Source organism: Cupriavidus sp. U2 (assembly GCF_009663685.2).
Classification (GTDB): Bacteria; Pseudomonadota; Gammaproteobacteria; order Burkholderiales; family Burkholderiaceae; genus Cupriavidus; species Cupriavidus necator_C.
This window is the reverse complement of the sequence record NZ_RCOG02000024.1, coordinates 26,314-51,706: the sequence shown is the minus strand read 5'-3', so window position 1 is coordinate 51,706 and position 25,393 is coordinate 26,314. Positions and strand designations below refer to the sequence as shown.

Annotated in this window: 24 protein-coding genes; 18 read left to right on the top strand and 6 right to left on the bottom strand. The window is 66.7% G+C overall.

All coding sequences use genetic code 11. The features are described from left to right. Nucleotides 1-39 precede the first annotated feature (39 nt). Genes D9X30_RS17810 through D9X30_RS17800 form a run of 3 tightly spaced genes read left to right on the top strand, consistent with a single transcriptional unit; the run spans nucleotide 40 to nucleotide 2,893 of the window. Nucleotides 40-1,056: a tripartite tricarboxylate transporter substrate binding protein gene (locus D9X30_RS17810; RefSeq protein WP_153948680.1), complete on the top strand. Its 1,017-nt coding sequence runs from the start codon at nucleotides 40-42 to the stop codon at nucleotides 1,054-1,056. Further along, the gene (locus D9X30_RS17805) at nucleotides 1,053-2,372 is read left to right on the top strand and encodes a 3-isopropylmalate dehydratase large subunit (protein ID WP_153948681.1); all 1,320 of its coding nucleotides are present in this window, start codon (nucleotides 1,053-1,055) and stop codon (nucleotides 2,370-2,372) included. The genes D9X30_RS17810 and D9X30_RS17805 overlap by 4 nt, the downstream gene beginning before the upstream one ends. Then, nucleotides 2,369-2,893 (top strand): LeuD/DmdB family oxidoreductase small subunit, encoded by a 525-nt coding sequence (locus tag D9X30_RS17800; RefSeq protein WP_153948682.1) that lies wholly within the window; start codon nucleotides 2,369-2,371, stop codon nucleotides 2,891-2,893. The genes D9X30_RS17805 and D9X30_RS17800 overlap by 4 nt, the downstream gene beginning before the upstream one ends. Here the strand turns inward: D9X30_RS17800 and D9X30_RS17795 are convergent. After that, entirely contained in the window at nucleotides 2,868-3,623 is a 756-nt protein-coding gene (locus D9X30_RS17795) for a phosphoribosyltransferase (RefSeq protein ID WP_153948683.1), read from the bottom strand. The genes D9X30_RS17800 and D9X30_RS17795 overlap by 26 nt on opposite strands. A 340-nt stretch (nucleotides 3,624-3,963) precedes the next feature. Between D9X30_RS17795 and D9X30_RS17790 the strand changes: the two genes are divergently transcribed. Continuing rightward, nucleotides 3,964-4,128, top strand: coding sequence for a hypothetical protein (locus D9X30_RS17790; RefSeq protein WP_194946549.1), 165 nt, complete (start codon nucleotides 3,964-3,966; stop codon nucleotides 4,126-4,128). A 63-nt stretch (nucleotides 4,129-4,191) separates the two neighbouring features. Here D9X30_RS17790 and cynS read toward each other — a convergent pair whose 3' ends face one another. Together cynS and D9X30_RS17780 are read right to left on the bottom strand one after the other, a co-directional pair. Beyond that, complete coding sequence (gene cynS, locus D9X30_RS17785) at nucleotides 4,192-4,635, bottom strand: cyanase (protein ID WP_066737728.1); 444 nt, start codon at nucleotides 4,633-4,635, stop codon at nucleotides 4,192-4,194. A 61-nt stretch (nucleotides 4,636-4,696) separates the two neighbouring features. After that, entirely contained in the window at nucleotides 4,697-4,837 is a 141-nt protein-coding gene (locus D9X30_RS17780; protein ID WP_153948684.1) for a hypothetical protein, read from the bottom strand. Nucleotides 4,838-5,403: 566 nt separating this feature from the next. Here D9X30_RS17780 and D9X30_RS29715 point away from each other — a divergent pair. The 7 genes from D9X30_RS29715 to D9X30_RS17750 all read left to right on the top strand — a co-directional run bounded on the left by D9X30_RS29715 (nucleotide 5,404) and on the right by D9X30_RS17750 (nucleotide 12,182). Next, nucleotides 5,404-5,529 (top strand): hypothetical protein, encoded by a 126-nt coding sequence (locus tag D9X30_RS29715; protein ID WP_029050781.1) that lies wholly within the window; start codon nucleotides 5,404-5,406, stop codon nucleotides 5,527-5,529. Nucleotides 5,530-5,600: 71 nt separating this feature from the next. Further along, nucleotides 5,601-5,906: a YXWGXW repeat-containing protein gene (locus tag D9X30_RS17775; RefSeq protein WP_153948685.1), complete on the top strand. Its 306-nt coding sequence runs from the start codon at nucleotides 5,601-5,603 to the stop codon at nucleotides 5,904-5,906. A gap of 835 nt (nucleotides 5,907-6,741) precedes the next feature. Then, nucleotides 6,742-7,692 (top strand): response regulator transcription factor, encoded by a 951-nt coding sequence (locus D9X30_RS17770; RefSeq protein WP_153948686.1) that lies wholly within the window; start codon nucleotides 6,742-6,744, stop codon nucleotides 7,690-7,692. 194 nt (nucleotides 7,693-7,886) lie between these two features. After that, entirely contained in the window at nucleotides 7,887-8,435 is a 549-nt protein-coding gene (locus tag D9X30_RS17765) for a cupin domain-containing protein (protein WP_194946542.1), read from the top strand. A gap of 108 nt (nucleotides 8,436-8,543) precedes the next feature. Further along, nucleotides 8,544-9,734 carry a GDP-mannose 4,6-dehydratase gene (gene gmd / locus D9X30_RS17760; protein ID WP_153948688.1) on the top strand — a complete coding sequence of 397 codons (1,191 nt, stop codon included), beginning with the start codon at nucleotides 8,544-8,546 and terminating at the stop codon, nucleotides 9,732-9,734. Further along, a complete protein-coding gene (locus D9X30_RS17755) occupies nucleotides 9,727-10,716 on the top strand; it encodes a GDP-L-fucose synthase family protein (RefSeq protein WP_153948689.1) in 990 nt (329 codons plus the stop codon). Before gmd ends, D9X30_RS17755 begins: the two co-directional genes overlap by 8 nt. A 17-nt stretch (nucleotides 10,717-10,733) precedes the next feature. Further along, the gene (locus D9X30_RS17750; protein ID WP_228770980.1) at nucleotides 10,734-12,182 is read left to right on the top strand and encodes a hypothetical protein; all 1,449 of its coding nucleotides are present in this window, start codon (nucleotides 10,734-10,736) and stop codon (nucleotides 12,180-12,182) included. Nucleotides 12,183-12,465: 283 nt separating this feature from the next. Here D9X30_RS17750 and D9X30_RS17745 read toward each other — a convergent pair whose 3' ends face one another. Beyond that, on the bottom strand, nucleotides 12,466-13,869 hold the full coding sequence (locus tag D9X30_RS17745) for a polysaccharide biosynthesis protein (RefSeq protein ID WP_249640996.1): 1,404 nt from the start codon (nucleotides 13,867-13,869) through the stop codon (nucleotides 12,466-12,468). Nucleotides 13,870-14,179: 310 nt separating this feature from the next. Here D9X30_RS17745 and D9X30_RS17740 point away from each other — a divergent pair, with 310 nt between their 5' ends. The 4 genes from D9X30_RS17740 (at nucleotide 14,180) to D9X30_RS17725 (ending at nucleotide 18,600) form a co-directional block, all read left to right on the top strand. Further along, the gene (locus tag D9X30_RS17740) at nucleotides 14,180-15,451 is read left to right on the top strand and encodes a glycosyltransferase WbuB (RefSeq protein WP_153948690.1); all 1,272 of its coding nucleotides are present in this window, start codon (nucleotides 14,180-14,182) and stop codon (nucleotides 15,449-15,451) included. A gap of 116 nt (nucleotides 15,452-15,567) precedes the next feature. Further along, nucleotides 15,568-16,188, top strand: a complete 621-nt coding sequence (locus tag D9X30_RS17735) for a putative colanic acid biosynthesis acetyltransferase (RefSeq protein ID WP_153948691.1) — start codon at nucleotides 15,568-15,570, stop codon at nucleotides 16,186-16,188. 37 nt (nucleotides 16,189-16,225) lie between these two features. Beyond that, nucleotides 16,226-17,371, top strand: a complete 1,146-nt coding sequence (locus D9X30_RS17730) for a glycosyltransferase family 4 protein (RefSeq protein ID WP_153948692.1) — start codon at nucleotides 16,226-16,228, stop codon at nucleotides 17,369-17,371. A 2-nt stretch (nucleotides 17,372-17,373) separates the two neighbouring features. Beyond that, nucleotides 17,374-18,600, top strand: a complete 1,227-nt coding sequence (locus D9X30_RS17725) for a glycosyltransferase family 4 protein (protein WP_228770981.1) — start codon at nucleotides 17,374-17,376, stop codon at nucleotides 18,598-18,600. Nucleotides 18,601-18,672: 72 nt separating this feature from the next. Here D9X30_RS17725 and D9X30_RS17720 read toward each other — a convergent pair whose 3' ends face one another. Next, nucleotides 18,673-19,431: a ChbG/HpnK family deacetylase gene (locus D9X30_RS17720; protein ID WP_153948694.1), complete on the bottom strand. Its 759-nt coding sequence runs from the start codon at nucleotides 19,429-19,431 to the stop codon at nucleotides 18,673-18,675. A gap of 313 nt (nucleotides 19,432-19,744) precedes the next feature. On the opposite strand from D9X30_RS17720, the gene D9X30_RS17715 reads away from it, so the two are divergent. The 3 genes from D9X30_RS17715 to D9X30_RS17705 are packed head-to-tail and all read left to right on the top strand — an operon-like array spanning nucleotide 19,745 to nucleotide 23,558. Continuing rightward, the gene (locus D9X30_RS17715) at nucleotides 19,745-20,830 is read left to right on the top strand and encodes a polysaccharide biosynthesis/export family protein (protein ID WP_153948728.1); all 1,086 of its coding nucleotides are present in this window, start codon (nucleotides 19,745-19,747) and stop codon (nucleotides 20,828-20,830) included. 20 nt (nucleotides 20,831-20,850) lie between these two features. Continuing rightward, entirely contained in the window at nucleotides 20,851-21,312 is a 462-nt protein-coding gene (locus D9X30_RS17710; protein WP_153948729.1) for a low molecular weight protein-tyrosine-phosphatase, read from the top strand. After that, nucleotides 21,312-23,558, top strand: a complete 2,247-nt coding sequence (locus tag D9X30_RS17705; protein WP_153948730.1) for a polysaccharide biosynthesis tyrosine autokinase — start codon at nucleotides 21,312-21,314, stop codon at nucleotides 23,556-23,558. Before D9X30_RS17710 ends, D9X30_RS17705 begins: the two co-directional genes overlap by 1 nt. 176 nt (nucleotides 23,559-23,734) lie before the next feature. On the opposite strand, the gene D9X30_RS17700 is transcribed toward D9X30_RS17705, so the two are convergent. Then, nucleotides 23,735-25,366 (bottom strand): hypothetical protein, encoded by a 1,632-nt coding sequence (locus D9X30_RS17700; protein ID WP_153948695.1) that lies wholly within the window; start codon nucleotides 25,364-25,366, stop codon nucleotides 23,735-23,737. Between the last annotated feature and the right edge of the window lie 27 nt (nucleotides 25,367-25,393).

Here is a 25,393-nt window from a genome sequence, read left to right as displayed (position 1 = left end):
TACTGCGCACTCCAGATCACACTGCGAGGAGCCTTTGTCATGCCAGTCATTCGCCCGGGCGCGCATCATCCGGCCCGCACCCCCACCCGACCAGGCCGCCGCCGCGCGCTTGCGCTGCTGGCCCTGGCATCGTTGCTGGCAGTGCCGGCAGCCCATGCGGCCATTGCCGGCGGCAAGCCGATCCGCATTCTGGTGGGCGCTCCCGCCGGCGGCACCACCGACACACTGGCCCGCACCATCGCGCAGGAACTCTCGCAGACGCTTGACCAGCCCGTGGTGGTCGAGAACCGTCCCGGCGCCGGCGGCAACATCGCCGCCGACATGGTGGCCAAGAGCCCGGCCGACGGCACCACGCTGCTCATGAGTTTCACCAGCCATACGATCAACGCGTCGCTGTACAAGAAGCTGCCGTTCGATCCGGTCGCGGACTTCACGCCGATCACGCTGGTGGCCAATGTGCCAAGCGTGCTGGTGGCCACGCCGAAGCTGCCCGCCAACAACATTCCCGAACTGATCAGGCTGGCACGCGCCGAACCCGGCAAGCTCAATTTCGGCATCGGGTCAGTGGGCTCGTCGGTGCATCTGGCCGGCGACATGTTCAAGATGATGACGGGCACGTACATCGTCAATATTCCGTACAAGGGCACCACCCCCGCCATCACCGATCTGCTGGCCGGCCAGGTGGACCTGATGTTCGCCAGCACCATCAACGTGGCGCAGCATGTCAAGGCCGGCAAGCTCAAGGTGCTGGGCGTGACCAGCCCCACGCCGCTACCGCAGTTTCCCGGCGTGCAGCCGATCGGCGCGACCGTGAAGGGCTTTGAGTCGAGCGCCTGGTTCGGCCTGTTCGGTCCGGCCAACCTGCCGCCCGAGATCACACAGACGATCTATCAGGCAGCACGCCATGGCCTGGAACAGCCGGCCGTGCGCAAGCGTCTGGAAAACGACGGTGCGCAGCCCAGCGCCATGCCGCCCGCCGAATTCGCCAGTTTCGTGAAGCAGGACGTCAAACGCTGGGCCACGGTGGTGAAGTACTCCGGAGCCCAGCCGGAATGACCCTGTCCAGCGGCAACGCCGTCGACCCCCTGCAGCTGCCCGCGACGCTCGCGCAAAAACTCGTTGCGCGCGCGGCCGGCACGGCCCATGTCACACCGGGCAGCATCGTGATGTGCAAGGTCGACCTGGCGATGTCGCACGACTCCAGTGGGCCGCGCCGCGTGGCGCCGCTGTTGCGGGAACTGGGCGCCCGGGTGTGGGACCCATCGCGCTATGTCGTGGTCACCGACCACTATGTACCCGCGGCGGACCCCGATGCCGAAGCCATCGTGCGCTTCACGCGCGACTGGGTGCGCGAGGCCGGCATCCCCCATCTGATCGACAACCAGGGCATCTGCCATCTGGTGCTGCCCGAGCGGGGCTTCGTGCTGCCGGGCCGCTTCATCGTCGGTGGCGACAGCCACAGTCCCACCGGCGGCGCCTTTGGCGCGTACATGTTCGGCGTGGGCGCCACGGAAATGGCCGGGGTACTGGCCACGGGCGAAATCTGGCTGCGCGTGCCGCAGACCATCCGCCTGGACTGGCACGGCAAACTGGCCGAGGGTGTCTGCGCCAAGGACATCATGCTGTTCCTGTGCGCCACGCTGGGCCTGGCCGGCGGCCGCTACGAGGCCATCGAGTTCACCGGCACGGCGATTGCCGCCATGCCGATGCAGGAGCGCATGACGCTCACCAACATGAGTACCGAACTGGGTGCGCAGACGGGACTGATCGCGCCCGATGCCACGACCATGGCGTGGCTGGCGCAGGCCGGTGTGGCCACGGCAACGCTGGCGGCCATCGACCCGCGCCAGTGGCGCAGCGATGCCGATGCGCCGGTGCTGCTGACGCATCGCTTCGACGCCACGGCGCTCGTGCCGTATGTGGCCGCGCCGCACAGCCCGGCCAATGGCGCGCCGGTGACGGAGGCTGCAGGTCAGGCGATCGACATCGCCTATATCGGCGCGTGTACCGGCGCCAAGCTCGAAGACCTGCGCATGGCGGCAAGCGTGCTGCGCGGGCGCAAGGTGGCCGCGGGCATGTCGCTGCGCGTGGCGCCGGCGTCGGCGCGCGACCAGCAGCTGGCCCTGCACGAAGGCACGCTCGGCGCGCTGCTGGATGCCGGCGCCGAACTGCTGCCGAACGCATGCAACGCCTGCGCCGGCTACGGCGCCAGCCGCTTTCCGGCCGGCAGCCGGGCGATAGCCTCGACCGCACGCAATTTCGCGGGCCGCATGGGCGACGCCGGCAGCGCGGTCTGGCTGGCATCGCCGATGACCGTAGCGGCCACCGCCGTCACCGGCAGGATCACCGACCCCCGGACGCTGCTCGCATGACCGTTGCGCCCGATTTCTCCCATCCGCCCGCAGGACGCATCTGGCGCTTTGGCGACGATGTCGATACCGACGCCATGGCGCCCGGTCCGTACATGAAGTCCGGCCTCGACGAACTGGCGCGCCATTGCCTGGAGAACCTGCGTGCGGACTTTCCCACGCATGTCCGGCCGGGCGACATCGTGGTGGCGGGTACGAATTTCGGTATGGGATCGTCGCGCGAGCAGGCCGCGCAGGCGCTCCGGCATCTGGGCGTGGCCGCCGTACTGGCCCGGTCGTTCGCGGGCCTGTTCTACCGGAATGCGATCAACATCGGCCTGCCCGTGCTGGTCTGCCAGCAGGCCGATGCGCTAATCGATGCCACGCGCGTCTCATTCGATCTCGACGGCGCGAACGTGCGGCTGGAGGACGGCTCCCGCGTGGCATGCGAGCCGGTGCCCGACTTCCTGCGCGCCCTGCTGCATGCGGGGGGCCTGGTACCTCACCTGAAAGTGCGCCTCAGCGGGCAAACGGGCCGTCCCTGAGCGGCAGATCGCCACGGGGGCGTGCCGCCGGGTGCGGCAGCGTGGACGCGCACTGGGCCTCGCGCAGCAGCGTCATGGCCTCGTCGTCGGACGTCTGGGTGAAATCGAGATAGAACGCACCGACCGCGCCGAAGCTGGCGGGCGTGTTGAGGCAGACGACTTCGTCGGCGACTTCGCGCAGCGTGTCGAGCCCCTGCGCGGAACCCACCGGCACGGCGGCCACGATACGAGCCGCCCGCGCCATGCGCGCGGCATCGAGCGCGGCACGCATCGTCGCGCCCGTCGCCACGCCATCATCGACCACGATCACGCATCGGCCTGCCATTGCCACCACAGGGCGCCCCTGGCGATAACGCTGCTGGCGACGGCAGATCTCGCCAAGCTGCCGTCCGCGTTCGGCATCGAAGGCGCCCGATTCCACCGCCCGCTGCACCCAGGGGTCGTCGTTGATGACCGTATGCGGGCCGTGGCCGCTGTCATCCCCCTCCACCACGGCACCGAGCGCCAGTTCGGGGTAGCCCGCTGCGCCGATCTTGCGGACTAGCAGGATGTCCAGCTTGCCCTCGAGCGCCATCGCCACCTCGTGGGCGACCGGGACACCGCCGCGCGGCAAGGCCAGCACCAGCGGCGGATCGCCGTCGGCACGACGCGCATAGCCCAGTTCGACCAGGCGGCGGCCCAGATACTGGCCCGCCTCGCGGCGGTCGGCAAAGCAGGGCGGCAGGCTCATGGCGGGCTCCCGCATCAGATGGCATGAAAGTGAATAACCGCTTACGAATCGCTTGCGGCGCGTTCCACAGCCACTATAGACGCCGGGCGTGCGGGCGGCGGGGGATTTTCTCTGTCCGTGTCGCGGCAGCCCGGCTGCGCGGTTTGTTGCGCATACGCCGCTATGAGGGCGATAGGCGCTGGCGATTGATCCGCGAACTGGAACAGTCTTTTCAGCGTCCGCCCGATGATCTCGGCGCGATCGTTCCGTAGGATTGCTGCGGGGCGACAAATTCCGCCCGACGACCAATCCCGTGCAACGCGGCGGCCCACAAGCCGCCCCCGACTGAGTGAGCGTTATCGTGAATCCGCAACACATCTCCCGCCCTGACGACGTGGCCGATCGCACCGAGGCCGATCTCGACATCCCGTTTGGTTCGCTGGAAGCGGCCGCCATGGCCGAACTGCCGTACACGTTCCGCCCGACGGGCACGTGCGCGCGCTACTACCAGGAATACTTCGGCTGAATCGGGGCCGGCCTTGCGCCGGCAATGGGGCAAGGCCGCGCAAGGCGGCCGCCCCCCAGGGCTTCAGTAGGTCTTGTAAGGCAGGAACTTCCCGGACATCTCGATCCGCACGCGGTCTCCGTTAGGATCGGCCTCGCGCTGCAGGTCCATCCGGAAATCAATGGCGCTCATGATGCCGTCGCCGAATTCCTCGTTGATCAACGCCTTGAACGTGGTGCCGTACACGCTGATCAGTTCATAGAACCGGTAGATCAGCGGGTCAGTGGGTACTTGCGTCGGCAGAGAGCCTTTGTAGGGAACGGTTCGCAGCCACGGCTCTGCCTCGGCGGGCAGGTCGAAGATCTCCATCACGGCGCGCGCGCCGGCCTCGTCGAAGGTCATCTGGCCCAGGCAGGCGGCGGTCGTCCATTCCTTGCTTTTGCCCACGCGGTCGGCCACCTGGGCCCACGAGATGCCGCGCGTTACCTTGGCTTCGATGATGAGGTCGGTCACGTCCTGGCGATTCATGTCGGTTGCTCCGGTCTGGTGTGGATGGTGTTTCCCGGAGAACCGGCGCGCCGGCGCGCGGCTAGGGCGACTGCGTGCGCTCGATGACCGCTACGGCATCGGCCGCGCCATCGTCGAACCTTGCCCGTGCGAACTGGGGCACGGTAAGCGGGCTCAGCCCTTCAAGTGCCTGCAGAACCAGCACGATGAACATGACCGGCATGACGTCCTCCCTCCGGGAATACGGCAAATAGACTGGCGCAAGCTTCGTGCCATCGCTCCGGCACGTACTTTGGGATATTCGGCGGGTGCGATGACGCATCGTGGGGCGTTCGACATCGCGCCGCCACCCCCGATGGCGCGGTCCACGCACCGCCACGGGGAACCGGCAACGCATCCGGCATGCTCGAAGCGTACCCGTTTCTGCGGAGAACGTCCCGGACGTCGCTTGCGATGACAGGCGCAGCCAGGGCGTGCGAGGCACCCTCGCAAATGGATATGACATCGGCCACCAACCGCCTCGGACATCGCCGAATCTTTGCAGGACTCATTTCCGATGTAACGCCACATTACCTGCCGCTGACCCGTCAGACATCTTTCGGCCGCCTACGTCACATTCCTGCAAACCCTTTTGCCATAAGGCTTTGCGGGTGTCATCGGCATGCACGGGGAGACTGGCCGGGACTGGGCCGCATGTGAGACAGCCTTACAAGTGCAACCGCGTTCGCACAGTGTGCGCCGCTAGAGTGAAGCCGTGTTCAACGCGAACCGGATACGGAGTCCCCTCTCATGAAACGCGCAATCGCCCTGGCCATCCTGCTGACCACCACCAGCGCCCTGCTGTCGGCGTGCATCGTGGTGCCGCCGCGTGGCCCGCACTACCACCACGACTACTACCGCGGCGGCCGCTACTGAGCGAATCGCGCCTGACGATCGCCCGCTTGCTTCCCTCATATTTCCGGCGCCCTCGCCTCAAGGAGATCCACATGAAACGCCAGATCCTGCTTGCTGCCACCGTCCTTGCCACGGGGGGCGTCTTTGGACTGCTGTCGCCTGCCGCGCAGGCCCATGGCTACTACAACAACCCGCCCCCAGCCCCGCGCCACGAGGTACGGCCGGCACCGCGCCCGGGCCAGGTCTGGGTGCCGGGACACTACGACCGCGCCAGCAACGGGTATGCGTGGCGTGGCGGCTACTGGCAGTCGGCGCGCCACGGCCAGCGTTATGTGCCAGACCGCTGGGTGCATGGCCCGCACGGCTGGTACAAGCGCCCCGGCTATTGGGGACGCTGATGTCCGGCAACGCCGCTTAAGTCCGCGCATGCTCGTGTCCGGCCGTTGATGCCACGGACGATCATGGCAACCGATGCGGCATCAAGACAGCGAAGCGGGCCGGACCCACGGGCATGGGGTCCGGCCCGCGACGCTTTCCGCGACGTGCCGCAGCAGCCACCCCCGGCAGGTCGAAGGCCAGGAGATCGCAACGGTACAAAGCGATTTTCTTTCGTGCCGAGGCACGATCCGCCCTTCATCCTTTTGCACTAGTCCGACGGAATCCCCACCAAAGTCGCAGCGGAAAATACTGACATCCGGAATATTTTCGAGGGGTTTCAGCAATGCGCCACCAAACACCATTTCCGTTAATGCCACACCCCCCAAGCGGGTGAGTTTTTGATATTCACCACACCATTTTCATTCCGATCGGTTGCATGCGTGAAACAACTCCCCGACGTGACGTATCAATCGTGAAACCCCTGTGGCAGGGCCGGCTGGATGGCTTTGCAAATACTTCTCCAGCCAAATGCACGATCCAGGCAATGGATTATGAGGTGGAGTGCATTACATCCCCACATCAACCCCAACCCATGCGCTTGCATTCGTACCAACCAGCCCATAAGATGAATTTAAGTTTCGATTTAGGAGCGAGATTTTCTTTCGGGTTAAGGTACGGGTCATACTTCTGGTCGCGCGGACAAGCCCTTCTAACAAGCGGGCATCGACAGACACGGAAGCACGGGGTTACAGCTGAAGCAGGCGGTGCCATCCACGGTGGTCCGCACAGTCCAGCGGTGTAGTTCCCACACGCAAAGCGTCCCGCATCTCACCCACAAACGGGGAGTCAAGAAGAATGAACGCCTTGCTGATCGAGGAGCATCCGCTGCTCCGGCTCGGGCTGCTGCAGATGCTCGAAACCATCCAGGAATCCGGACATGTACTGGCGCTGGCGCCGGCCGACATCAACCGCCTGGAGATCCCGCACCGAAACGCCGACCTGTTGGTCTTCGGCATGCCTGCCGACGAGGCCACTGGCTGGGAACAGCTGGAACAGGCCCGGGAACGGCTGACGCCACAGCGCATCCTGGTTCTGTCGGACAGCCTTCCGCTGCATGTGCCGTCGCCCGACGCCGCGCGCGGCATCTGCGGCTGCCTGCCCAAATCGGCATCGCTGGCCGTGATCGAGGCCGCCATCCGCCTGGCCATATCCAGCGTGCAGGGACTGATGTTCGCCGGTGACGCGACGGCCCCGCCCGTGGCCTCGCGGTCTGCCATGCCGGCCACCACGTCGCTGGCGTCTGCGGCCCCGTTGCCCCTGTCGCCAGTCACACCGCAGGACGCGGCATCGCCATCGGCCTGCGCCAGTGCCATGCGTGCCGCAGTGGCAGTCCGCGACCTGACCAGCCTGCGCCCCGGCAAGCCCATTGCCGCCGCGCCCGTCGCGCCTGTCGCGCCCGCCCACGGCCTGCCGATGGCCGAGGAAGAGCCCAGCTACGACGAAGCGGAGATGCTCAAGATCACGCCGCGCCAGTACGAAGTGCTGGTGCTGCTGGCGCGCGGCTATCCGATCAAGACGGTCAGCCGCATGCTCAATATCTCCGTGGCCACGGTGAAGAGCCACGCCTGCACGCTTTACCAGCGACTCAAGGTGCGCAACAAGGGCGAGGCGGTCTATGCGGCTCTGCAGCGCGGCGCGACGCTGGAGTGGGTCAATGGCGACCCGCATTCCGCACGCGCGGCCAGCGCACGCAAGCCGCTTTCGCGCCTCGACGACGCTTCCTTCGAGACCGGTCTGCCTCTCTAGAAGACGCTGTCGCGCTAACTCAACAGTCGGGCGCCGGCATCACGCGGCGCCCGCTTTGTTTGGGGACAACGCATTGCGCGGCGTTCTGCCGACGGTCCTGTTTCATGCGTGCGTTTTCGCACATTTCCACCTGGCGTGATCGGCAACGATTGCCTCTCGCCCCACGGCGGCCCAACGTGACAGGAGGAACTTCCATGCTCGGCAGCCCGAAAGCCGATCCGCGACATCCCCCACACTCTGGCGTCTTCGGCCATACCAGCACCATGCCGGACCAGCCGAGCCCGATAGAGCCCACCTGGATTCGTACTGGCACGCCAGTCACCCGCTGCCGCGATCACTCCGCGACGCACGACGGCGGCGCCTGGACCACGATCTGGGATTGCACCCGCAGCAAGTTCGACTGGCACTATCAGTTCGACGAAGTCGTCGTCATCCTCGAAGGCAGTGTGCGGGTCACGGACTGCCATGGCATGAGCCGCACCCTTTGCCAGGGCGACGTGGCGTATTTTCCGTACGGCTCCTCGTGGGTGTGGGAGGTTGACCACTACGTGCGCAAGATCGCCTTTTGCCACGCCTCGATTCCGCCCGGAATGCGGCTCCCAGTCCGCGTGGCGCGCCGTCTGGCGCGTGGGCCGCACGGCAAGGTGGGGCTGCTTGCGCGCTTAGGCGACCGGCTGGCCCCTGTGCTGCGTCGCGCGGGACGCGTGGCCGCCACCGTCGTCCTGATGGGAGTGCCGCTCTGAGGCCGTACTGCGTGCGGGAGGGCCGGCCCGACTATGTGGGATACCAGACAGTGACACCCCTGCGCCGCCAATAGAGTCCATCCCATCCGCAACCAACATGTGACGGTCATGGGCGCAAGCGATCTGGAAAAACTCGACAATCAGGCGGCGCAGCTGCCGCGTGGACGCAACGGTACCCGTCGCGCGCTGATCACTGGTATCACCGGCCAGGACGGCTCGTACCTGGCGGAATTCCTGCTGGAGAAAGGCTACGAGGTCCACGGCATCAAGCGGCGCAGTTCGCTGTTCAACACGGATCGCATCGACCACCTTTACCAGGACCCGCAGGCGGACAACCGCCGGCTCATCCTGCATCACGGCGACATGACCGATACGGCCAGCCTGGTGCGCGTGGTGCAGCAGTCCCAGCCCGACGAGATCTACAATCTGGCCGCGCAAAGCCATGTCCAGGTGTCGTTCGAAGAGCCCGAATACACAGCCAACACCGATGGCGTCGGCACGCTGCGGCTGCTCGAGGCGATGCGCATCCTCGGGCTGGAAAAGGACACGCGGTTCTACCAGGCGTCCACGTCCGAACTCTACGGCCTCGTGCAGGAGATCCCGCAGAAGGAAACCACGCCGTTCTATCCGCGCAGCCCGTACGCGGCCGCCAAGCTGTACGCCTACTGGATCACGGTGAACTACCGCGAGGCCTACAACATGTACGCCTGCAACGGCATCCTGTTCAACCACGAAAGCCCGGTGCGCGGCGAGACGTTCGTCACGCGCAAGATCACGCGCGCGATCGCCCGGATTGCGCTGGGGCTGCAGGACACGCTTTATCTGGGCAACCTGTCCGCGCTGCGCGACTGGGGCCATGCCCGCGATTACGTGGAGATGCAATGGCTGATGCTCCAGCAATCCGTGGCGGAAGACTTTGTCATTGCTACCGGCGAACAGCACAGCGTGCGCGAATTCGTGGCATGCGCGGCGCAGCGCCTGGGCATCACGGTCACGTTCGAAGGCAGCGGCGTGGACGAGGTGGGCATCATTTCGGCGATCCACCACGATGGCCGGCAGTTGTCGTCCCGCTGCAAGGTGGGCGATGTGATCGTGCGCGTTGACCCCCGATACTTCCGGCCCACGGAGGTGGAAACGCTGCTTGGCGACGCCACGCGGGCTCGCGAAAAACTGGGCTGGACGCCGCGCATCGGCTTCACGGAGCTGGTCAATGAAATGATCGAGGCGGACTTTCTTTCGGCCCGCCGCGATGCGCTGGTCAAAATGGCAGGCTTCAGGACATACGACCACCATGAATAAAGATATCCAGAGAATCTTCATCGCAGGCCACCGGGGCATGGTCGGCTCCGCCATTGCCCGTGCACTTTCCACGCGCGATGACGTGGAACTGGTCTTGCGCACGCACGGTGAACTCGATTTGACCGACCAGCTGGAGGTCCGGCACTTCTTCGCGACCGAGCGGATCTCCCAGGTCTACCTGGCGGCCGCCCGCGTCGGAGGCATCCACGCGAACGATACGTACCCCGCCGAATTCATCCAGCAGAACCTGATGATCGCGGCCAATGTGATCCACGAGGCGTGGCGCAGCGGCGTCAACCAACTGCTGTTCCTGGGGTCGAGCTGCATCTATCCGAAGCTTGCGGCGCAGCCCATCCAGGAATCGGCGCTGCTCAGCGGCCCCCTGGAGCCCACCAATGCGCCGTATGCGGTGGCCAAGATCGCCGGGATAATGCTGTGCGAAAGCTATAACCGCCAGTACGGCTCCGACTATCGGTGCGTGATGCCCACGAACCTGTACGGCCCGGGCGACAACTACCACCCCGAAAACAGCCACGTCATCCCGGCACTGATCCGGCGCTTCCACGAAGCCAAGCTGGCTGGTGCTTCGGAAGTCAGCATCTGGGGGTCGGGCGCGCCGTTGCGCGAATTCCTGTACGCGGACGACCTCGCGCGCGCATGCGTGCACGTGATGACGCTGCCGAGCCAGGTCTACCGCAAGCATGCGGGCGCGCCCGGCTTCCTCAACGTGGGCACCGACGAGGAAGTCACGATCCGCGACCTGGCACTGCTGGTTGGCAAGGTGGTCGGCTTCGAGGGGAACATCCGGTTCGACACCACGCGCCCGGACGGCACGCCGCGCAAGCGGCTCGACAGCAGCGTGATCAATGGCACCGGCTGGCGGCCCCTCATGGCGCTGGAGTCGGGCCTCCGGATCGCGTACCAGGACGCGCTGTCGACCAAACGGCTGCCGGAATTCCTCGCCATGGAAACCCCCGCATAGCAAGTAGGGAGGATGTCATGCGCCTGTCGGCCGGGTCCCTCTGGGACATGTTGCTGGCGACGACGCTGTTCGGGATCGTGGGCTATTGCCACGCGATCTCGAACATCGATTCGCCGATGCTTCTGCTGTCCACCCTGTTGCTGGCGGCGACCGTCGTCATGCACTGGATGGTCCACGCGCGCGAGCGGGAGCCGTCGCTGGGAGACTCGGGGGTCCTGCTGTTCGAGATCCTGTTCCTGGTCGTGGCGCCCGCGGTGCAGCGCGCCTACTTCGACGGGCAGATGGTGAACACCGCCACGCTGTCCGAGGCGCCCGCCGTGGCCACCAACCTGCTGTGCACGCTGTTTATCATGGTGTATGTCGGCGCGCGCTGCTACATCGCCAGGCGCGACCGGTACCAGCGTCCGCGCCCGGGCCCTCGCCAGGCGCATCCCGCCCACCACGGCTACGCGGCACGGCTGACCGTGCCGCGCGGCTTCGTCCTGGCTGGCGTGGCCGCCGTGGCCGCGGCACTTTCCTGGCAGTCTATCGACCTGCGGGCGCAGTCCGAAATCATCGAGGCTACGCCGCAGTACCTGCTGCAGCAGAAGTTCCTGTGCTTCCTGCCCGTTCCCGCCTTGCTGATGCTGGTGAACGTAAAGGGCTGGAAACTGCTGCGCCAGCCGTTCTGGCTGCTGTTGGCCCTGTTCCTGCTGGTCTGCGTGTTCTTCGCGCAGAATCCGCTGATCGAGAAACGCAACGCCATCGGACCGGTCTACCTGGGTCTCATGCTGCTGGTGGTGCCGTGGTTCTCGCGCACGTCACGCCGGCAGGCCGCCACGCTGGTGTTGCTGACCGGCGTCTTCTTTCCGTTGCTGTCGGTCTTCACTCACGCGGACATGACGTCCTGGCATCCCACCGACGTGCTCGACCCCTGGATCTACTTCGAGCACTTCATCGACCTGCACTACGACGCCTGGGCCAACATCTCCACCGTGCTCGAAATGGTGAACATGAACGGGGTGCGCTATGGCGAACAGCTGCTGGGCAGCCTGCTGTTCTTCGTGCCCCACACGCTCTGGGAAGCCAAGCCGCATGCCACTGGCATCGATATCGGGCAATTCCTGATGGTCTACTACAAGCTCGATTTCGATAACCTGTCGGCGCCGCTGATCGCGGAAGCCTATATCGACTTTTCCGTGTTCGGTGTCATTGCCTACGCCGTCGGACTGGCGTGGGTCGTGCGCCTGCTCGACCGCCTGTACCGCGCCGATGGCCCCGTGGCCCGGCCCGCCGGCATCTATTTCGCCCTGTTCCTGATCTTTGCGCTGCGTGGCGCCTTGATGATTGCGGTGGCCTACGGCAGCGGGGCCGTGCTGGCGTTCATGACGATCGGCTGGTTCGTCGGCGGCAGGCGGAAGCGTCGTGTCCCGCGCAGCCAGCGCGTGCAGCTGCCACGGACACAGCCGGCCCGCGCTGCGCACTGACATCGGCCGGGCGGTTCGCTGCCCGGTGGCATCGCCAGCCTCGCTGCAGCCAGACAAACAAAACGCCCCGCGGCATTCGGCACGGCGGGGCGTTCTGCATTGGCTCCGGGGTGTTTCGCTGCGAATGGCGAATCATGACCGGCCACACCGGCCAACCGTTCCCGGCCGGCCATTCGCGACGGCACTGGCGCCGAGTACCGTCGCTGGCAGCTCCTGCCGCACGGCACCCGGGCCTACGACTGGCCTCGCGACCCCCGCCCTCTCGGCGCCTTGCGCCGCCAGATCAGTGCCGTCCGGCAAGCCGGCCGCGACGGATCAGGCCCACGGCCCGGGTCGGCGTCATCCAGAGCGCGGTCACCGCATTGGCGGCGATCAGGATGGCAACGATGTTCGGAAAGTTCACGGCGTGGCAGGCGTAGAGCACGATGCAGCCCACGGAGGCGGCCACGAATTCCATCGTGCCGATGTTGCCCAGGCTGCCGAATGCCTGGCCGCCCATCAGCACGGGCGTGCTCGCGGCCGATGTCACCAGCACGGCGAAGTACACGGCACACAGCGCCGCCAGGCCGTTGGAGATCACGTACTCGTGCGCGGTCCAGAGCGATACCGCCGCGCTTCCGGCCACGGCCGCGACGGCAATGGCCAGCAGGCCGTAGCTGATGTAGCACGTGGCCAGCCTGCGGTACGTGCGCGACACCCAGCGCCAGTCGCCCGCCAGCATGTTGCGATGGATGATGGGCCAGAGCGGCTGGTTGATCATGAAGACGAAGCTGTGCAGCAGCATGATGGCCCGGAACAGCAGGGCCAGCAGCGCGGCGTCGCGCGGCATGCCCATTTCGTAGCAGAGCAGCACGGTGCCCTGCTGCAGGAACGCCACCGCAAGCTGGGCCTGCACCAGCGCCCGCGTGTTGCCGGCCAGCTCCCGGGCGAACGATTTCCCGGGATACGAGCGTGGCCGTCCGACGCGTATCAGCACGGTCGTCATATTGAACAGGCGCAACAGGATGAAGCCGAGCTGGCTGGCCACGAACAGCAGCGTCACGTCCACATGTTCCTGGCCGGGTTCGCGCGCGAACGTCACCAGCAGGATGAACACGACGTTCAGCACGCTGCCCCCCGCCGTGATCAGGTTGTTGACGTGCTGGCGATGCTGCCCCTGGTTCACGGCTTCGCCCACGGACAGCACGGTCAGCATGGCGTAGCAGACCAGCGCCGCCGTGAACAGGCCGTAGTGATTGGCGGAGAACAGGTTGACGCCGCTGGACTCCAGCGTCGGCCGCAGGATCAGCACCAGCGCCACCACCGACGCGAAGATGGCGGACAGGCCGCCGACCGACACCGCCAGCACGCCCGGAAGCAGGCCACCCTTCTTGTCGTCGGCGGCGATCGACGTGATCGTGGGCCAGACGCCGATCGCCACGAGCGACAGCCATGCCGAGATGCCGAAATAGACCATCATCGCGCTGAAATCGTCGGGGTCCAGCACCTTGGCAAACAGCGGGATACTCACCACCTGCAGCCCGATGCTGCACGCCTTGGACACCATCGAGCTTGCGACGGCCAGGCGCAACGCCCGGGTGGCCTGGCGCGCCCGTTCGGTCGCGCCCTGATCGCGGGAATCGCTTCCCGGCGGCGATATGCCCACGGTCGTATCGCTGTCGAGCAGCCCGCCTTTTGTTGTCGTCACGCACGCCTCCGCATTGCCAGCAACCGTTGCACGCCCGCCCCGAATGGCCTGTGCGGCACATGCTGGAGCGTGGACTTCCGCAACGATGGAAAGTCCCGTCGCAGTGGAGGGTAGCCGCTTGCACCTCACATCTCTGTTCGCTCCCCCACAGGTGCGCAGCGCCGGGCACAGAGCGTGCGGCCTCGAACATTGCCGACGGCACGCGCTGCGTAGACTGCGAAGCTGGCTCGCTGTGCGGGGGTAGGCGCGCCCGGCGCAGTGCCATCCACGCCCCCCGCATCCGCCACACGGCGCCAGGACAGAACAAGCGATGAAAATCCTGCTCTATTGCCTCAACTATGCTCCCGAACTGACCGGCATCGGCAAGTACACCGGCGAGCAGGCGGAATGGCTGGCGGCCCGCGGCTACGACGTGCGGGTCATTACCGCACCGCCGTACTATCCCGCCTGGAAGGTCGATCCCGCCTACGCCGGCCTGCGTTACCAGCGAGAGATGCGCAATGGCGTCGATGTCATGCGGGCACCGCTCTGGGTTCCCGCGCGCCCGAGCGGCCTGAAGCGCGTGCTCCACCTGGCGTCGTTCGCGCTGACCAGCATCGGCTGGCTTGTGCGACAGGCAAAGTGGCGCCCCGACGTGATCTTCATCGTCGAGCCGCCGTTGTTCTGCAGCCCCGCGGCATTGCTGTTCGCGCGGCTGACCAATGCCAAGATCTGGCTTCACATCCACGACTACGAAGTCGATGCCGCGTTCGAACTGGGCCTGCTCAAGGGCAAATGGCTGCGCCGCATGGCCACGGCCCTGGAACGCTTTGTACTGACGCGCTTTGACCATGTCTCGTCGGTCTCGAACGCGATGGTGGCCCTGGCCAGGCGCAAGGGCGCCGACGAAAGCCGCCTGACCATGTTGCCGAACTGGCTGGACCTGCAGGGCCTTGCGCGCCGCAGCGACGCCGACTACCGCAAGCGGCTCGGCATCCCGGACGATGCCGTGGTGGCCCTTTACTCCGGCACCATCGGCGCCAAGCAGGGCATCGAAATCCTGGCGGAGGCGGCGGAGCACCTGCGCGAACGGGAAAACCTGCATTTCGTCTTCTGTGGCGAGGGAGCCGGCGTCGAGGACCTGCGCATGCGATGCAAGGGCCTGCCGCGCATCCACTTCCTGCCCCTGCAGCCGTGGGCGGATTTCTCCGCACTCCTGGCGGCGGCCGACATCCACCTGATGCCCCAGCGCGCCGACGCGGCGGACCTGGTGCTGCCGTCCAAGCTCGCGGCGATGCTTGCCAGCGGCAAACCCGTGGTGGCCACCGCCGCGCCGGCAACCGAACTGGGCAAGCTCGTCATCCAGTGCGGCATCGTGGTGGAACCGGGCGACAGTCTCGCGCTTGCCGAGGCCATCGTCACCCTTGCCGACGACCCGCTGCGCAGCCGCATGCTTGGCGCGGCGGGCAAGGCGTGGGCCGAGGCGCACCTGGACCGGGACGCCGTGCTTGCCACGTTCGAGGAAGCCTTGCTGCGCCTGCATGCCGCCGACACGGTCGCCACCCCCACCACCGCCACGGTCGACTCCGTCGGCGACTCGTGACGGTGCAGCGAGCTGGCGTGCGCCACGGTTCTGTGGGCTTCCGTACTGTAGATGCGGCGCTGCAGCGCCAGCATCGGGTCATCGTTTCCGGTTCGCCGGATGAAGGGAGCCCCAACATGTTTCAGGATCTGTCGACCTTCCGGATGCCGCCCGGGTTTCGTGGCCGCTCGGCGCTGGTCGTGCAGCTCTGGTGGTGTGTGCAGAGCCTGCTGTTCCATCGCTCGCCCCAGTTTGCCAACGGCTTTCGCCGCTGGCTGCTGCGCTGCTTCGGCGCCCAGGTGGGCCGCGACGTGGTGATTCGCCCGAGCGTACGGGTGACCTACCCGTGGAAGGTCAGGATCGGCGACTACGCGTGGATTGGCGATGGCGCCGAGCTGTACAGCCTGGCCGAGATCGAGATCGGCAACCACGCCGTGGTATCGCAGTACACCTACCTTTGCGCCGGCGACCACGACTACCGGCGCAGCGACTTCGCCATACGCGGCCGTCCGATACGCATCGCCGATGAAGCGTGGGTGGCCAGCCACTGCTTCGTCGCGCCGGGCGTCACGATTGGCCGCGGCGCGGTGATCGGCGCCCACAGTGCCGTGTTCCGCGACATGCCTGCCGGCATGGTCTGCATGGGAAGTCCGTGCCGCCCGCGGCGTCCGAGGCTGGACGACGCGCCGCCCGGCGACACATCGCCATCGCTTTCGGCCGGAGCGCCGCTGGACGTGGAAGCACTCCACGCCGACTAGACGGCCGCCAGGTCATTTCGCAGCCCAGGGACTGACGATGATCGACATCTATCACAACATGCTTTGGCCCAAGTACAAGGGCGCCGTGTTCACGGAGGCGTTTTCGCACGCGCGCGGCAAGGGGCAGGACGTACGCTTCTTCCACATCTCCGCCACCGGCTACGGCCGCTCGGCCTACAGCAGTGTCGACACCAGCTACCACCGGTATCCGTACCAGATCCTGTTCGACGCGCCCTACGAAACCATTCCGGCGTGGAAGGTATCGCTGCGGCTGATGCGCGAGGTGTTCCGCTCGCGCAGCCGGCTGATCCTCATGCCCGGCTATCACCGGGTGGAGTTCTGGGCCATGTTGGCCGCGTGCATGCTGGCGGGCAAGCGCCGCGGCGTGTTCTGCGATTCGACCATGCGCGACCAGGCCGATCACCCGCTCAAGCGGCAGCTCAAGCGCTTTTTCTTCCGCCAGTGCGACGGCATCTTCGTCTACGGCCAGCGTTCCGCCGAGTACGTGATCGCCATGGGCGCCGATCCCGCGCGCATTGTCTACCGCTGCCAGGCCGCAGCACTGCCGCACACCTACAGCACCGAGTCGGCCGCCAGCATGCGGCTGGCCAACGCGCCATCGCCGGATCGCCCCCGCTTCCTGTTCGTGGGGCTGGTATGCCGCGCCAAGGGCATCGAGGACCTGTTACGCGCCTTTGTCGACGTTCGCCGCCAGCAGCCGGCGGCCACGCTGGTGCTGGCGGGGCCGGTCGTCGAGTCCGAACAGATGCCGCAGCTTGCCGAATCGCTAGGCATCGCCGATGCGGTGCAGTTCCTGGGCGCCATGGATATCGACCAGCTGGCGCAACAGTATTGCCGGGCTACCTGCCTCGTGCTGCCCAGCCACACCGAGGCCTGGGGCCTCGTCGTCAACGAGGCACTGAGCTATGGCTGCCCGATCGTGGTGAGCGATTGTTGCGGCTGCATTCCCGAGCTGGTCCAGGACGGCCTGACCGGCCACACCTTTGTCACGCGCGACGTGGCCGACCTGAGCCGTACCCTGCTGCGTGCCACCCGGAGCTTTGCCGACGTCGCCGTGACGATGCGGCACTGCCTGGACGTGGCCGCGCAATACTCGCCGGAGTGCGCCGGCCGCTCGATCATGGAAGGCTGCCTCAAGATACTGGAGGATGCACGAGCATGACCATGCCCAACGCTTTCGGGCCGATTGCCAAACAGCCCGCCGAAGCCGGCACGCCACCCGCGCCCACGCCGCGTATCGAGTCCGACCGGCCGCCTGCGGCACTGGCCCGGCCCGTGGTCTTCCTGGGGCCCCTGCCACCGCCGCACAACGGCTTTTCGGCATCCAACCAGCGCATGCTCGACCGCATTCGCGAACGTGCGCCGGTCGAGGTGCTCGACGTGGCCAAACGGGCCTCGGGGCGCGCGGCCGGCCTGAAGGCACTTGCCAACCGTGCACGGCAGTTGTGGCGCCTGAGCCGGCTGATCGTGAACGAGCGGCCCCACACGCTGTATCTCGGACTCTCGGGCGGGCTCGGACAGTTGCTCGACGCACCGTTCGTGGCGCTGGCGAACCTGGCGGGCATGGCCATCTACTTCCATCACCACAGCTTTGCCTACATCAACCGCGCCACCTGGTACACCCGCCTGATCCTGCGTTGCGCGCCGCGCGGCCGGCACCTGGTTCTGTGCGACACGATGGGCGCCGAGCTGTCCCGCATCTACGGGTTGCCGCCCGGCAACGTCCAGGTGCTGTCGAACCTGAGCCTGATCGACCTGCCGGACGCGTCCGCGCTGGCGTCGGCCGACGCCCCGCCCCCGGAAGCGGCCGACGAGGCGATCCGTGTCGGCTTCCTGTCGAACATCACGGCGGCCAAGGGCATCTTCACCTTCTTCGAGGTCGTGCGGCTGGCGCAGGAAATCGGCATGCCGGTCTGCGCGCGTATCGCGGGGCCCGTGGCGCCCGACATCCGCGCCCGGTTCGATGCCGAGCTGGCCCGCACGCCGTGCGTGCGCTACCTGGGGCCGGTGCACGGCGCACAGAAGGAAGCATTCTTCCGCCATCTGGACGCGCTGCTGTTCCCGACGACCTACCACAACGAGGCGGCGCCGCTGATCCTGCTGGAGGCACACAGCCACGGCGTGCCCGTGATCACCAACGATCGCGGCTGCATCGGCTCGATGATCGATGACTGCAACGGGGTGCTGGTGCCGCGCGACGCCGACTTCGCGGAGTACGCCATCGCCTGGCTGCGCAAGCTGATGACACCGGACGGCCACGCCGAGGCCCGGCGCGCCGCGCTGCTCATCCATTTTCAGGCGCAACGACAGCGCGCCGAGGACGTGCTGGACCGCACGATTGCCGCCATCAGCGCGCACAAGGCGAACAGCAACGCCGCCCACAACGCGTGACCCAATGACAGCCGGCCTCGAAGATCGAGGCCCGCGACGTCGCTGGACAAGGGAACGAAGCCCGATGGGACCTCAGATGTCGTGGTAGCGCATCAGGGTGATGCCGGCATCCTTGAGCACGGTGTGGAGCGGACCCGGGTCCATCAGCGGTGCGCCCTCTTCCTCGCGCCACGTCTCGGTGTAGCCCGGATGCACCGACATCTCGGTGACCCCCTCCGGCAGGATGGCGGGCAGTTGCAGCGCCCAGCCGCGCTGGCGCGTATCGGCGCCGACATAGAAGTCCGGGCTGCGCAGGCCGCCAAAGTGCCGCAGCAGCAACACGTTCATGGCGCCGCGCACGTGGTTCTTCATGAAGTAGCAGTTCTGGGGCCGCCGCACGCGCGAGATGCCGGCGCGCAGCATTTCATCGCGCAGCACGCGCATGATCGCCGGGTACTTGTGCATGTGGCCGTGGCCATCCACGTGCGACACATCCACGCCCTGGTCGCGCAGCTCCTCCAGCTGCAGCCGGAATTCGCGCCGGATATCGGCCGCGTCGATCAGGCCGGCCATGGCCCGCGCGCGCTGGATCTTCGGCGGGAACAGCGACCCGTCCTTGCGGCACAGCGAACTCGACGCGGGCGGGCGCCAGCCTTCCACGATGTTGAAATGCAGCCCGAAGGACTGGCGGTGCTGGTTGTCCCGGGCGTACCGGCAGGCCTGCGCCGTGGCGGGCCGGCCGGCCAGTATCGTGGCGCTGGTCAGCAGACCTGCCTCGAAGCAGGCGACCGTGGCCCTGAAGGTATCTTCGTCGTAGCCAAAATCGTCGGCATTGATGATCACACCCCTCATTGCTCTCTCCGTGGTTTTGCAACGCCAAAGGCCCATGGCGGATGCCAATCCGCCGCCTTGGGGTCACGATATGCGGCACCGCAGCGGGCACTCGGTGCGATACGCAACGTTAGCTGGGCGGGCTTCTGCACCAATGTGCGAGAGCGCACCGATAGTGCACTTTGCAGACTCCTACGATGCATTCAGTCGCGATGCACAGCGATGCGCGTCTCGTTTAATCGACTGGGGAGAGGATGCCGTGAAGACTAGCCATTACCACACAGTCAGCCGGTGCAACGCCAGATCGCCTCGATCACTGGCCGCCACGCTGGCCATGGTGTGTGCCGCATTGCTGCTGGGCGCCTGCGCGGCGTCCCCGGGCATGAAATTCAGCGCCAGTCCGGTCGGCGGCGTCAGCCCCGATTCGATGCCCGAGGTCACGCCGATCACGCTGGAACTGGTCCGCGAGCAGCAGGCCCATGCCAAACCGGCCAATGCCGGCGTCGAGGAACTGTTCGGCACGCCTGCGCCCTATCGCATCGGCGCCGGCGACATCATCTCGGTGGTGGTCTGGGACCACCCCGAACTGGTGTTCCCGACGCAGACGTACAGCATCGGGGCCGCGTTCGAGATTCCGACTTCGAGCGGTGGCTCGAACATGCCGGGCTACGTTGTCAGCCCCTCGGGCGATATCCAGTTTCCCTATGCCGGCGTCATGCGGGTCGCCGGCAAGACCGCCAACGAAGTCCGCGACGAGATGGCCCGCATCCTGTCGCGCGTGGTGCGCGATCCCCAGATGACGGTGCGCGTGCTGGGCTTCCGCAGCCAGCGCGTGTACGTGGACGGCGAAGTCAAGACGCCTGGCATGCTGGCCATCGACGATGCGCCGATGACGCTCGTCGAAGCGCTGAACCGTGCGGGCGGGGTGCTGAACCTGACCGGCGACAACAGCCGCGTGCGGGTCACGCGCGGCGAACGCAGCTGGTACGTGAACATGCCGGCGCTGCTGGCCAGGGGCATCGATCCGTCGCGCATCCTGCTGCGCTCCGGCGACATCGTGCGCGTGGAGCAGCGCGAGGACAGCAAGGTCTTCGTGACAGGCGAAGTGGTCAAGCCGTCGTCGCTGCTGATGCGCAATGGCCGCATGACGCTGAACGAAGCCCTCGGCGACTCTGGCGGCGTCAGCCCGCAGACGGCCAACGCCGAGCAGATCTTCGTCATTCGCAAGACCAACGATGGCAAGCCCAAGGTCTACCACCTCGACGGCACCTCGCCGGTGGCCCTGGCCATCGCGGAAAGCTTCGAGCTGGAGCCGAAGGACGTGGTCTACGTCGATGCGCGTGACCTCGTACGCTGGGCCCGTGTGATGACGCTGCTCGTCCAGCCGGTTGTGGGTACGGCCAGCATCGCGCGGCCATGATCGTCACCAGCGGACGCGACATGGTCAGGTCGATCCTCGTGATCTGCATTGGCAACCGGTGCCGCAGCCCGATGGCGGCGGCACTGCTGAGCCGGGCCTTGCCCCACTGCAATGTGCTGTCGGCTGGCCTGGCGCCGCCCGTGGGCGCCACCGCGGACCCTCGCGCGGTGCGCCTGCTCGCCATCGAGGGCGACGACCTGAGCCAGCATCGCGCCCGCGCCGTGGACCAGTCGCTGGTCACCGACGCCGACCTGGTCCTTGTGATGGACGAGGAGCAGCGCGACGCGATCGAGACGCTGTACCCGCAGGCGCGCGGCAAGACGCATCGCCTCTGCGAACAGCAGAAGGCCGATGTGCCGGACCCTTTCGGCGGCTCGCAGAACATGTTTGTCATCGTACTTGGTTTGATCAAGAAGGGTGTTGAATCCTGGTCGGCACGAATCCATGCGGCAGAGCCGGCCCATCGCCACGGAGAGGCATGATGAGTATCGTACGGAATTTCCGGGACACGGCTCCTGATACATGGGAAGACAACGAGAAGCCCATGGACATGACGTCGTACGTCGACGTCCTGGTCCGCTACCGGTGGACGTTCGTGACAGTCGCCGCGACCATCCTCTGCGCGGGGCTGCTGTATGCGTTCCTGGCGCGCCCCGTCTACCGCGCCGACATCGTGGTCCAGGTGGAAGACACCACCCCGGGCAACTCGGCCAGCAAGCTGGCCGCGAACATCTCGCCCGTGTTCGACGCCAAGCCGGCGGCCTCGGCCGAGATCGAACTGCTGCGCTCGCGCATGGTGGTCGGCAAGGCCGTGGACACGCTGCGGCTCGATGTCGAGGCGGTGCCCCGCTACCTGCCGCTGATCGGCGCCGCGATCGCCAGCTACAACCGGGAACTGTCCACCCCCGGCCTGTTCGGCTTTGGCGGCTACGCGTGGGGCAGCGAATCGATCGTGGTCGACCGCCTGGACGTACCGCCCCAGATGGAAGACCGCCGCATGGTGGTCACGGCGCTGGGCGACGGCAAGTATCGGCTGGCGTTCGCCAGTAGCGACCAGACCGCCGAAGGCGAGGTTGGCCATCCGCTGACGGTGGCCACCGGCAGCGGCTCGGTGACGATCGACATCAGCCGCCTGGACGGCCGTGCCGGCGCGCAGTTCTACGTCCGTCGCGTGCCGCGCGGCATTGCCATCTCCAGCCTGCAGGACCAGCTCATGATCAGCGAGCGCGGCAAGCAGAGCGGCGTGATCGGCGTGGCGCTGGAAGGCACGTCGCCGGCGCGTACCGCGTCGACCCTGAACGAGATCGGCAACGAGTACGTGGAGCAGAACCTGCGCCGCAAGGCGGCCGAGGCCGAGAAGTCGGTCAACTTCCTGGAAAGCCAGCTCCCGCAGCTCAAGCAGCAGATGGAGACGGCCGAATCGCGCTACAACGCGATGCGTAACCAGCGGGGCACCATCGACCTCAGCGAGGAATCGAAGCTGATCCTCTCGCAGTCGGTTCAGATCCAGACCAAGCTGCAGGAGCTGCGCCAGAAGCGCCAGGAACTGATCGCGCGCTTCACGACCAATCACCCGACCATCGAGATCCTGGACAACCAGATCGCCGGTCTGACCGGGCAGCTGAACGGCGTCACCGGCAAGATCCAGAAGCTGCCGGACGTCGAGCAGAACGTTCTGCGGCTGATGCGGGACCTGAAGGTCAACACCGAGCTCTACCAGTCACTGCTGAACGACGTGCAGCAGCTGCGGCTGGTCAAGGCCAGCAAGGTCGGTACGGCGCGCCTGATCGACGGCGCCGACGTCCCGCTCAAGCCCGTACGTCCGAACCGCATGCTGATCGGCGCGACGTCCGGTGTGCTGGCCATCGTGATCGCGCTGATCGTGGTGGCCATCCGGCGCGTGTTCGATGGCGGCGTGACAGATGCCGACGAGATCGAGTCGCAATGCGGCATGACCGTGTACGCGACCATCCCGATGAGCGCCCAGCAGGCCCGGCTGTCGCGCGTGAAGAGCGGTGGCGGCGATGTGCTGGCCATCGGCGAGCCCGACGATCCGGCCATCGAAAGCCTGCGTGGCTTCCGTACCGCGCTGCAGTTCGCGCTGCTCGGGGCCCAGCGCAACAACGTCGTGGTGTTCACCGGCCCGGCCCCGGAAGCCGGCAAGTCGTTCCTGAGCGCGAACTTCGCCGTGGTCGCGGCGGCAGCCGGTCGCAAGGTGGTCCTGGTGGACGGCGACCTGCGACGCGGCGCGTTGAACGAACGCTTCAACGTCCCGCGCAAACCCGGCCTGACCGAGGCGCTGACCAGCACGCGCCTCGACGACGTGATCCAGCACGACGTGGTGCCGGGACTGGATTTCATCGCCACGGGCGCCGAGCCGCCGCTCGCCGCCGACGTGCTGCAGAGCCCCGTTATGGATAGCCTGCTCGCGGAACTGCGTTCCCGGTACGACCTGGTGCTGATCGACACCCCGCCGGTGCTGGCCGCCGCCGACGCCGGCATCCTGGCGCCGCGAGCCGGTGCGGTGTTCCTGGTGGCACGCGCCGACAAGACCACCGCCGCCGAACTGACCGCCGCGCGCCGCGTGATCGAACAGGCCGGCGGCGAGGTCAAGGGCGTGCTGTTCAACGGCCTCGAGGTGGAAGGGCGCTGGTACCGTTCGCACTACCACTTCGGCAAGTACCGCTACCTGAACCGCTACGGCAGCGTACAGGCAAAACGGGCCTGATCCTGCAAATCGCCGCCCCGCCTGGAAGGCCCCGAAGGCCGCTTCTTCCGAAGCGGCCTTTTTCATTTGCCGCTGGTTGCGTGCTTTTGACGGGCGGCGGTGAAACGACAAGGCGCCCCTTGGGGCGCCCTGCGGTCATCTCCGGATGTGTTGGGGAACTTGCGGGCCCTTTGGGCCTAGCCGATGTACTCGATCAGGGCGACCGCCTCGGCATTGGCCGGCTGCTCGGTGCCGGCGCCGGGAACCAGGCTCAGCGTGCAGCGCTGGCGCGTACTGCAGCGAAACAGCATGCGTTCGTCGGCCTGCCGGGTGGCCTTGAGCAACGTGGTGGGAGACGACTCGCCCGTCACGATCGAATAGTTGCCGGCGCCGCCGGCCACATCGACGATGACCCGCGTGACGATCGCATTCAGCGGCAGGATTACCGTCGGCGCGCCATCGGCGCGGGCCGGCAGCCGCCCGAAGGCGTTGCGCAGCGATACCACCTTGGTCCTGACCGTCGCCGATGCGGCCACGTTCCAGCCGATTTCGGCGTCGGCATAGACCCCGGCGGCGCTATTGCCCCGGCAGCCCTCGAGCGTCACGACGCGCCTTCGGCCGAGCTGGTTGCCCGACTCGGAAAACATCAATCCCTCGTCTGGATGCGCGAAATTCACGAAGTCGCAGTTGCGGTACACGGCGCGGCCCTGCGCGGTGGGACCCTGGCCCGAGACATACTGGTGCCGCCCCATGATCTGGCAGTTGTCGAACACCACCTGCGCGCCGGCCGTGTTGCCCGGCGAAAACACCGCCGACACCGTGCCCGCCGCGAACTGCTGGTAGCCCTGCGAGCCGAAGTCGCAGTCCTTGAAGCCGATATTGCCTTGCTCCCACTCGCAGAACATCACGCCGGCCTGGCGCGACTTCTGCTCCACGCGCAGGCCCTCCGCCTTGAACGAGCAGACGCCCATGGCGTGGTTGTTGCCGCGCAGGTTGAACAGGTGGGTCTGCACGGTAGGCTCGTAGCCGCTTACGTCGCAGTCGGTCAGCTTGATGCTGCCGCCGCGATGCATGTCTATCCACGCGCTGGAGCACCAGTACTTGCAGTGGTCGAACCAGTAGTTCAGAAACTGGTCGGACGTCCGCTTGTCGCCGACGTACAGGAAGGCCTTCCACTGCCCGGCCCAGGCGCAGCGCCAGAACTTCCACTCGCTGTTGCAGTTGTCACCCGTCAGGTTGACGCCGTAGCGCCACTGGCCCGTGAACAGGCAGTCGTCGAACGCATAGTCCTGGGCGCCGCCGCTGCTGACGCTTTCGATCAGGTCGCAGTTGGGGGCATTGCCGTGGAACTGCAGATTGCGCAGGCGTACCACCAGCGCGGCATCCTGGTTGCGGAACAGCGCCCCGTCGCCGCGTGGTTCGTAGATGATGACGACGGTGCCGGAAGGGCCGTCCCCTTCGATCGTCAGGCCCTGCGTCCTGCCCCCCAGCGCAGCGCTGTCGAACAACGCGCCCGGTCTGGTCAGGCGGTAGGTGCCTGGCGGCACGATGATGCGCCTGCCGCCGATCTGGTTGGAGTTCTCGCCGGACTGTGCCTTGCGCACCTGGCGGGCCATGGTGCGCACCGCGCTGGCGAATGCTGCGTCGGACGGTGTCCTGCCGCTGGGGTCGCATCCGTCGAAGTCGGCAATGGAGACGGCTCGCTCGCGCGACGCCGGCAGCACGGCTTCGCCGGCCTCGCGCCCGGCAGCCCCGGCGGCGGCGGAGGCGACGCTCGCCCCGGTCAGTACGCCCAGCCGGGCCAGGAAACTGCGTCGAAGATTGGGCATGGAAAGCCTCCGTTGGCAGTGTTGGCG